The sequence below is a fragment of the Vibrio hibernica genome (genome assembly GCF_015223435.1).
In the GTDB taxonomy this organism is placed as follows: domain Bacteria; phylum Pseudomonadota; class Gammaproteobacteria; order Enterobacterales; family Vibrionaceae; genus Vibrio; species Vibrio hibernica.
In genome coordinates, this window is the sequence record NZ_VHKO01000078.1 from 1 (window position 1) to 8,533 (window position 8,533).

The window sequence follows — 8,533 nt, forward strand, 5'->3', positions numbered from 1 at the left end:
TAAAAGTTGCAGCCTCACTGACGTCTCGAATTAATGATAATTTTCACGTTCTAAAATCTGCAACTTCAAGTTAATTGGGTATATATGGTGCTGAACTCTCACAATTCGGCAGATTACGTAATAAAAAGGAGTACGACTTTGATGTTGTACTCCTTTATTTTTAGCTAGTAGGAAGCGTTAAGGGCAAGGATTTGAGAACTGAGCCCCGACTTGTATAATATCCTTTAATAATTCTTCACTTAGCTGAGTATCGATACTGTTTATATTGGCTTCTAATTGTTCCATTGTTGTTGCACCAATAATATTGGAAGCAACGAAAGGGCGTTGATTTACAAAGGCTAATGCCATTTGAACGGGATCTATGCCATGTTTGTCTGCTACATCAATATACGCTTGAGTTGCGGCTTCACCTTGTGGAGTAAAGTAACGGACGAAGCGTTCAAATAGGCTGCAACGCGCTCCTTGCGGGCGTTGACCATTCAAGTATTTACCACTTAATACACCAAAGGCTAGGGGAGAATAAGCGAGTAATTCAACGCCTTCATGGTGGCTTATTTCGGATAAACCGACTTCAAAGCTACGATTGAGTAAGTTATATGGATTTTGAATTGAGATAATTCTTGGCAGATCGTGTTTTTCCGCTAAACGAAGTAAGGTCATTACCCCCCACGGCGTTTCATTTGATACCCCAATATAACGTGTTTTTCCGGCTTTAATTAACTCAGCGAGCGCTTCTAGTGTTTCAATCAAGGTAACTTCTTGCTGCTCGTCTAGATGAGGATAATTAAGTTGTCCAAAGCAATTAGTATTACGTTGAGGCCAATGAATTTGATAAAGATCGACATAATCTGTTTTAAGCCGTTGTAAGCTACTATCCATTGCCAAATGTACATTTCGACGATCAAGGCTCATATTGTCACGAATGTGAGAGAGTCTTCCTGGGCCTGCTACCTTAGTGGTTAAAATGATTTTTTCGCGTTTTCCCGATTTTTCTAACCAATTTCCGATATATTCCTCAGTCGAGCCTTGAGTCGTCGGTTTTGGCGGAACTGGGTACATTTCTGCCGTATCGATAAAATTGATACCGCGCTCAAAGGCATAATCTAGCTGGTTAAAGGCCTCTGCTTGGGTATTCTGCTCACCAAACGTCATCGTGCCTAGGGCTATTTTGCTTACTTCAAGTGTTGAGTGTGGGATCTTGTGGTACTTCATTGCACGTCCTTGATGATCTTTTTCGTATTGATCCCAATATATAGCAAAACAGTTGGGGGAGTAAATGTTGTTGTAGCGGTGTCTTTTTACTGACTATTTATCCTCGCCTTAGTTTGAAACTGAAGCTTTGTTGGCTTCACCCCTTATCACTCGACGAGCTAAACTCATAAGGAATTGTTCACTTGCCACCTCACTGTAACCTCTTTGGTTATCGACGATTAATAAAGGTTAAGGCCGCTCGATTATTATGTGAGTTTTAAATGTTTCTTTAAAATATTCCCAGTAAACTGCGTGCGCAAATAAAACCCTCTTGGTAATGTTTTAAATGGTTGGCCGGAAGCGCTATAGGCTTCAGTGACGACCTTACTATTGGCGGCTTTTGGGCGGAGTTGCATTACTTCACCATGCTTAGCGGTAATTTCTTCAACTTTCCCTAATACAATAAATTCCATAAGCTCCTCCCAATCTTGTTGGAGTTGCTGTTTTTCTTCGTCATCAGGTGACCACAGTAAAGGTAAACCGACTCGACGCTCGGCTAATGGAATTTCTCGTTCACCTTCAACTGGAATCCATAAGACTTGAGCGAGCTTATGTTTGACGTGTGAAGCTTCCCAAGTTAAGCCTTGCACTCCGGTTAATGGAGCAACGCAAATAAAGGTGGTTTCTAAAGGCTTACCATTATAGCCAATTGGAATGCTTTTTAATTCAATACCTAAATGTTCAAAATCAGGTTTAGGTTTACTTCCTGCTTCCGCGCCTAAATGCCATTCAAGTAATTGTCCGACCCAACCTTTTTCACGGGTAAGATCATCAGGGATCTCGATGTCAGCTTGTTTGGCAAGTTGAAAAAAGGTTTGTCCTGCTATTTGATTCGCACGTTTCAGTAGTTCTTGTCTCGTTTTTGGTGGTGGTTGCATGGTATTTTCAGTAAGAAGTAGTGACTAATAGCCTAATATTACCCTAAAATATTTTGAGGGTCTTAATCGGATCAAAAGAAAAATAAAAGTTATCCACAAGTGATCTCTGTTTTAATTAAGTTGAGGCATTTTTAACTGAATCTGTTTATATTGAAACAAATATAAACAATGGTTTAGAGGAGAGATCCATGTAAAAAGCAAAATAGATGTGGATAATAGCGATCATGATGGATCTTTGACCGTTCAAGTAAAATAAAGGATCCTTGAGATCTTTTGGTGATTTTTTGAAATTTATAATTCTGCTATCTAACTGTTTTGTAATTAGAAAAAATATTTTATCTTAATGGATCGACGGTTATTTACTCTGTGCTTTTTTTTACTCAATTTACTTTTATCATTTTCTTCACATATTTATTCACAGAAATAGTGAATAAATATGAAATAGTGGGTATCGAGATGTTGATAAGTTATTTTTTGGTCGATTAATCATTAAAAGTGGGCGCTAAGTAATAAAAAACACTAGATTATGCACTTGAAATTTGCCCCTTTTGTGGATATGTGAAAAAATCACTAGTAACAGTGATTTATATTAGAGGTTAGCCGTGATAGATGGCGATGGTTACCGCTTAAATGTGGGGATTGTAATATGTAACCATCATGGTCAGGTTTTCTGGGCAAAACGATACGGACAACATTCTTGGCAGTTTCCTCAAGGTGGTATTGATGATGGTGAAACTCCAGAGCAAGCACTTTACCGAGAGCTGTATGAAGAGGTTGGTCTTACTAAACAAGATGTGAAACTTATCGGGGTGAGTCGTCATTGGTTAAGGTATAAATTACCAAAGCGATTAGTCCGGTGGGATTCAAAACCAGTTTGTATTGGACAGAAACAAAAATGGTTTTTACTGCGACTTGAATGTGATGAAGCGAATATCAACATGAATCGAGGTAAAACCCCTGAGTTTGATGGTTGGCGCTGGGTCAGTTTTTGGTATCCAGTTAGGCAAGTGGTTTCTTTTAAACGAGATGTTTACCGACGAGCAATGAAAGAATTCGCTGCGTTAGCAATGCCATTTCGTGAACCAAGTAATAATGCTAAACGTAAACCACGTCGATAAATTAATCAGCTTTACTTTAATAGACTTATTAGAGTAAAGCCGATTTTTTCTTGGTACACCTACCGAGTAACGCAGCAGTTTTAAGTAAAGGACACATAACGAATAAAGTTTATACCGAAAGTGGTATAGGTATATATTGTGGTATCACTCAAGGAGGAACTTCCCAAAATGCTGATTCAATTGAGAGATATCGTTGAACAAGTGTCTAAGGCTGAAACAGTACAAGAAGCCTCTAGCATTTTGGTGCAAGAAACCTGCAAAGCGATGCAAACGGAATGCTGTACGATCTATCTTACCAACAATGGTAAGAGCCGATTGGAGCTGATGGCGACTCAAGGTCTTAAGTTTTCAGGGCAAACTATTCATATTCCTTTTTCTGAAGGATTGGTTGGGTTAGTACGCCGTAGTGCCGAGCCATTAAATTTAGCCAAAGCTCAAGAACATCCTAATTTTAAATATTTTCCCGAACTTGGGGAGAATATCTATCAATCTTTTCTCGGTACTCCCATTATTCATCGTCGCCAAGTGCTCGGTGTCTTGGTTATCCAACAACGCTCTCCTAGATTATTTAGCGAAATTGAAGAATCCTTTTTAGTGACGCTTGCAACACAACTGGCCGTCATTATTGCGCATAGCCAAGCTCAAGGTTTATGGAAGTTAGAAGGGCACTCGGTTCGATCTTTTAAAGGGGTTGCCGCATCTCGAGGTATCGCAATTGGCCCTTTGTGGTGGGATGACACTCATCCGGATCTGACTCGAGTCTCGCCTGCTTCTACGCTCAATGCTGAGTATGATAAAGATTGGTTGGCGCTTGCGATTGAACAAGCGATTGCGGATTTTCGCCGTATGCGCAAACGATTTGATAGTGAGCTAAATAAAGACACTCTGGCTATTTTTGAATTGTATATTCACTTGCTGCATGATCCTATGTTAAAGGCGGACCTTAATCGGTTGATTGAAAAAGGTGATCGAGCGGATTGGGCTTTACGGCAAGTGATTGAGACTTATGCTAAACGCTTTGGTGAGATGTCGGATCCTTATTTACGTGAACGAGCGAATGATATTAAAGAACTTGGACACCGATTGTTGTTCTTTTTACATAATAGTGATGCACGAGATATTATCTTTAAAGATCCCGTTATTTTGGTGGTACGAGAGCTCACTGCGTCTATTTTAGCGGGGATCCCAAAAGATAAATTATTGGCTGTTGTATCCTTGGAGGGGGCGGTTAATTCTCATGCCGCGATTTTAGCCCGTGCTCTGGGGATCCCTGCAATTATGGGCGCGCAAATCAAACCTAATATATTGATCGGAAAGTTAGGGATTGTTGATGGGTACAGTGGGGATATTTTTATTGAACCCACCAAACAATTATTAAAAGAATACCGAGCATTGTCTCATGAGGAGCAAGAGCTTTCCGAACTCGTCGAGCAAGAGTTGCCAGAACCGGCCTATACAAAAGATGGGCATCGTGTGGAATTAATGTTAAACGCGGGCTTAAGTGCGGATACCAATATCGCGATTAATCAAGGTGTCGATGGCGTTGGTTTATATCGCACAGAAATCTCTTTTTTGATGCACCATGGCTTTCCATCAGAAGATGAGCAAACCCTGCATTACCGAGCAATTCTCTCATCCTATCCTGGAAAAAGTGTCGTTATGCGCACTTTGGATATTGGTGGCGACAAAGCACTGCCATACTTCCCTATTGAAGAAGATAACCCATTCTTGGGATGGCGAGGGATCCGTTTTACTCTAGATCATCCTGATATATTCTTGATCCAACTACGTTCAATGCTAAAGGCGAGCGCTGGGCTTGATAATTTAAGTATCATGCTACCGATGATCTCTGGTTGCCAAGAGATTGATGATGCCAAAGCGTTGCTTGAGCGCGCGTATCAAGAAGTATTACAAAGTATTCCCGATCTTTCTCGGCCACAGCTTGGGATCATGCTTGAAGTGCCATCAATGCTATATTTATTGCCTTTAGTGGCAGATAAAGTCGATTTTGTCTCGGTGGGAACAAACGATCTTACGCAATATTTACTGGCCGTAGATCGTAATAATTCTCGAGTATCGGATGTTTATGAACATGTTCATCCAGCTGTTGTTATGGCGTTAAAGCATATTTTTGATACTTGCCAACAATATAAGTTACCGGTTTGTATTTGTGGTGAACTCGCAGGGGATCCTATTGGGGTATTAATATTAATTGGATTAGGTTATCGCTCGTTAAGCATGAATACTTCGAATGTGGCTCGAATTAAATATATATTACGAAATGTTAGCGTATCGGAGTTATCAGAATTAAGTATTAAAGCCCTATCTGAACCGTATGGTAACCAGATTTATCAGTCGATATGCTCTTATCTTGAAGAGAAAGGACTGGCAGGGTTTATCCGAGCGGGTAAAAAATAAATACTGAATATAGTCACTATAGGGCAGAAGTGCTGCATCTCATCAGGGTTTACTTTATGATACCTCTCATTCAGTGACCCTTTTTTATATTCGATGGCACTAAAGTTGGCTTTATCGGTCAGACATTTACTTACCATTTTTCAATTTTACAACACAGAGAGACCTTCTTTATGAGTCAGGGATTTTTAGTCTTTCCCCATATCGACCCCGTTATTTTTGCCATCGGCCCAATTGGGGTTCGTTGGTATGGTTTAATGTATTTACTTGGTTTTGCTTTTGCGATGTATGTTGCTAATCGCCGTGCAGATAAACCCGGCAGTACTTGGACGCGTGAACAAGTGTCCGATCTCTTATTCGCTGGTTTCCTCGGTGTCGTACTCGGCGGGCGTATTGGCTATGTATTATTTTATGGTTTTGACTATTGGATGGCTGATCCTTTGTACATATTCAAAGTATGGACAGGAGGGATGTCCTTTCATGGTGGCTTGATGGGTGTGATCGCCGCAATGTGGTGGTATGCCCGAAAAAATAAGCGCACTTTCTTTGGTGTGGCTGATTTTATTGCCCCTCTAGTACCATTTGGTTTAGGGGCAGGGCGAATTGGTAATTTTATTAATGGCGAGCTATGGGGGCGCGTCACCGATGTATCTTGGGCTATTATTTTCCCAAATGGTGGCCCATATCCGCGCCACCCTTCCCAGTTGTATGAATTCTTTTTAGAAGGTGTTGTGTTGTTCCTCATTCTGAATTGGTTTATTCGTAAACCTAGACCTGCTGGAGCGGTTTCTGGATTATTCTTGATTGGTTATGGTGTCTTCCGATTTAGTGTTGAATTTGTTCGTCAGCCTGACGCTCAATTGGGTTTATTTGATGGTGTGATCTCGATGGGACAGATTCTATCCACGCCGATGATTATTGTTGGCGCTTTGATTATGCTTTGGTCTTATAAGACACAAAAGCCGACATTAGCAGCGAAAGAAAAAACCAGCAAAGCAGTAAAAGGGAAATAAATTGTGAAACAATATTTAGAACTTTGCCAACGCATTATTGATGAAGGTCAGTGGGTTGAAAATGAGCGTACTGGAAAGCGCTGTTTAACCATCATTAATGCCGATCTTACTTATGATGTCGGTAATAATTCTTTTCCTTTGGTGACGACACGTAAAAGCTTTTGGAAATCGGCGGTGGCTGAGCTACTTGGTTATATTCGTGGTTATGATAATGCCGACGATTTTCGTAAGCTTGGTACCAAAACCTGGGATGCGAATGCCAACCTAAATGATGCCTGGCTTAATAATTCTTATCGTAAAGGTGAGGATGATATGGGACGCGTTTATGGCGTTCAAGGTCGGAGTTGGGCTAAACCTGATGGCGGTTCGGTTGATCAGTTAAGAAAAATTGTTGATGACTTAACTCGTGGTATTGATGATCGTGGTGAGATTTTAAATTTCTATAATCCAGGCGAATTTCATATGGGGTGTTTGCGCCCTTGCATGTACAGCCATCACTTTTCGTTGTTAGGGGATACCTTATATTTAAATAGTACCCAACGCTCATGTGATGTTCCGTTAGGATTGAATTTCAATATGGTGCAAGTTTATGTATTTTTAGCCATCATGGCACAAATTACCGGTAAAAAAGCGGGTGTTGCTTATCATAAAATTGTCAATGGTCATATTTATGAAGACCAACTTGCACCGATGAAAGATATTCAACTAAAGCGTAAACCTTTTTCTGCGCCTCAATTTCATATTAACCCTGAGATTAAGACTCTAGAAGATTTAGAGACTTGGGTAACCTTAGATGATTTTGATGTGACCGATTATCAATGCCATGATGCAATTAAGTACCCATTTTCGGTTTAGGTTTTTTGATACCAAAATGCCAATCTTAGCTCCTATTCACGTGTTATACGGAATAGGGGCTTTTTTATTATTCGAAAAATTTAAAATAAAAACCTATTTAGCGGTTTGCGAGGTAATGGATGTCACATTTAAACTACAACCACCTTTATTATTTTTGGATGGTTTGTAAACAAGGTTCAGTGGTAAAAGCGGCAGAAGCATTATTCCTGACACCTCAAACCGTGACAGGGCAAATTAAATCCTTTGAAGAACGAATGAAAGGAAAGTTATTAAAGCGTAGTGGTCGTAGTGTAGAACCCACCGAGTTGGGCCAGATGATTTTTCGTTATGCTGATAAAATGTTTGGTTTGAGTTATGAAATGCTCGATATCGTTAACTACAGCCAACAAAAAAATGTTCTGTTTGATGTGGGTGTTGCCGATTCCCTCTCTAAAAGACTGGTAAGTAAAATTCTACTGACGACCGTGCCGGATGATAACAGCATTCATTTACGCTGCTTTGAATCAACCCATGAGCTATTATTAGAACAACTGTCACAGCATAAGTTAGATATGATCTTATCCGATTGTCCTGTTGATTCGAGTCAAAGCCCTGGTTTATTTAGTAAGAAACTCGGTGAGTGTAAGATGAGTTTTTTTTCATCTAGTGTGGTGGATTCTCAAGATTTTCCCGCTATTTTAAAAGATAAAAAATTACTTATTCCCGGGCGTCGCACCGCAATGGGACGCAATGTTATGCATTGGTTTGAAAGACATGCAATAACACCCAATATATTAGGTGAGTTTGATGATGCTGCGTTAATGAAAGCCTTCGCTCTATATCATCAAGACGCTATTTTTTTAGCGCCTACTATCTATTTTGATGAAGCAAAAGGTGAAGTACCTTTATGCTTAGTGAGTGAAGTTGAAGAGCTAAAAGAAGAATATTACGTTATATTTGCAGAGCGAATGATCCAACATCCTGCGGTAAAAAATGTTTGTGATGCCGACTTTAGTGATTTATT

The 8,533-nt window shown here is 40.0% G+C and carries 7 protein-coding genes; 5 read left to right on the forward strand and 2 right to left on the reverse strand.

Features of this window, described 5'->3' with window-relative positions:
* Nucleotides 1–177: 177 nt before the first annotated feature.
* Both FH976_RS14895 and mutH read right to left on the reverse strand, forming a co-directional pair.
* Nucleotides 178–1,212: an NADP(H)-dependent aldo-keto reductase gene (locus FH976_RS14895; RefSeq protein WP_194091585.1), complete on the reverse strand. Its 1,035-nt coding sequence runs from the start codon at nucleotides 1,210–1,212 to the stop codon at nucleotides 178–180.
* Between the two features lie 245 nt (nucleotides 1,213–1,457).
* Nucleotides 1,458–2,129 carry a DNA mismatch repair endonuclease MutH gene (gene mutH / locus FH976_RS14900; protein ID WP_194091586.1) on the reverse strand — a complete coding sequence of 224 codons (672 nt, stop codon included), beginning with the start codon at nucleotides 2,127–2,129 and terminating at the stop codon, nucleotides 1,458–1,460.
* 602 nt (nucleotides 2,130–2,731) lie between these two features.
* On the opposite strand from mutH, the gene rppH reads away from it, so the two are divergent.
* The 5 genes from rppH to nhaR all read left to right on the forward strand — a co-directional run.
* A complete protein-coding gene (gene rppH, locus FH976_RS14905; RefSeq protein ID WP_190330850.1) occupies nucleotides 2,732–3,247 on the forward strand; it encodes an RNA pyrophosphohydrolase in 516 nt (171 codons plus the stop codon).
* A gap of 168 nt (nucleotides 3,248–3,415) precedes the next feature.
* Nucleotides 3,416–5,665, forward strand: coding sequence for a phosphoenolpyruvate--protein phosphotransferase (gene ptsP, locus FH976_RS14910; RefSeq protein WP_194091588.1), 2,250 nt, complete (start codon nucleotides 3,416–3,418; stop codon nucleotides 5,663–5,665).
* Nucleotides 5,666–5,835: 170 nt separating this feature from the next.
* Nucleotides 5,836–6,675 (forward strand): prolipoprotein diacylglyceryl transferase, encoded by an 840-nt coding sequence (gene lgt / locus FH976_RS14915; protein WP_194091589.1) that lies wholly within the window; start codon nucleotides 5,836–5,838, stop codon nucleotides 6,673–6,675.
* A gap of 3 nt (nucleotides 6,676–6,678) precedes the next feature.
* The gene (locus tag FH976_RS14920; RefSeq protein ID WP_194091591.1) at nucleotides 6,679–7,530 is read left to right on the forward strand and encodes a thymidylate synthase; all 852 of its coding nucleotides are present in this window, start codon (nucleotides 6,679–6,681) and stop codon (nucleotides 7,528–7,530) included.
* A 119-nt stretch (nucleotides 7,531–7,649) separates the two neighbouring features.
* The coding region (gene nhaR, locus FH976_RS14925; protein WP_194091592.1) for a transcriptional activator NhaR at nucleotides 7,650–8,533 on the forward strand (884 nt) is incomplete at its 3' end.

What these genes read in the sequence shown, in the direction of transcription:
- FH976_RS14895 (WP_194091585.1), bottom strand. Translation starts at nt 1,212, where the DNA reads ATGAAGTACCACAAGATCCCACACTCAACACTTGAAGTAAGCAAAATA.
- mutH (WP_194091586.1), bottom strand. Translation starts at nt 2,129, where the DNA reads ATGCAACCACCACCAAAAACGAGACAAGAACTACTGAAACGTGCGAAT.
- ptsP (WP_194091588.1), top strand. Translation starts at nt 3,416, where the DNA reads ATGCTGATTCAATTGAGAGATATCGTTGAACAAGTGTCTAAGGCTGAA.
- lgt (WP_194091589.1), top strand. Translation starts at nt 5,836, where the DNA reads ATGAGTCAGGGATTTTTAGTCTTTCCCCATATCGACCCCGTTATTTTT.